This is a genomic window from Pseudoalteromonas sp. S3776 (assembly GCF_005886915.1).
Lineage (GTDB): Bacteria > Pseudomonadota > Gammaproteobacteria > Enterobacterales > Alteromonadaceae > Pseudoalteromonas.
In genome coordinates this window covers 1-781 of sequence record NZ_PNCU01000063.1, presented here as the reverse complement: position 1 = coordinate 781, position 781 = coordinate 1, and the positions used below count along the sequence as shown (strand labels likewise).

The 781-nt window shown below is 41.9% G+C and carries 1 rRNA gene; it reads right to left on the bottom strand.

From position 1 onward, the window contains the following. Positions 1 to 592: ribosomal RNA gene (locus tag CWC16_RS17765) — 23S ribosomal RNA — on the bottom strand; the annotation flags it as partial. Positions 593 to 781: the final 189 nt, after the last annotated feature.

Genomic DNA, 781 nt, shown 5'->3' with positions numbered 1-781 from the left:
TAACCTCGCTACAAAATATAAGTCGCTGACCCATTATACAAAAGGTACGCAGTCACCCTCGAGGGGCTCCTACTGCTTGTACGTACACGGTTTCAGGTTCTATTTCACTCCCCTCACAGGGGTTCTTTTCGCCTTTCCCTCACGGTACTGGTTCACTATCGGTCAGTTGGGAGTATTTAGCCTTAGATGATGGTCCACCTATATTCAGTCAAAGTTTCACGTGCTCCGACCTACTCGATTTCACTTAAAATGCGTTTTCATGTACGGGACTATCACCCTGTATCGTGGCACTTTCCAGAGCCTTCCATTAACACATAATAAGCTTAAGGGCTGTTCCGATTTCGCTCGCCGCTACTATCGGAATCTCGGTTGATTTCTTTTCCTACGGGTACTTAGATGTTTCAGTTCTCCGCGTTCGCCTCGTTAACCTATGTATTCAGTTAACGATACCTGCAAGCAGGTGGGTTTCCCCATTCGGAAATCCTAGTCTCAAGCGCTTTTTACTAGCTTGACTAGGCTTATCGCAAGTTAATACGTCCTTCATCGCCTCCAACTGCCAAGGCATCCACCGTGTACGCTTAGTCACTTAACCATACAACCCAAACGGGTCTTTGTTATATGACAGTTTAACTTCGCCAGAAGTTAATATTGAATACTAAAGTAGATACCAATTAACTATTCTATTGAATAATCAATGGCATTTTTTACTTTTGAAAACTCTTGATAAATACGAATATTTATCAGAATTTTATTATCAGCTTTTCCAAATTTTTAAAGAGCA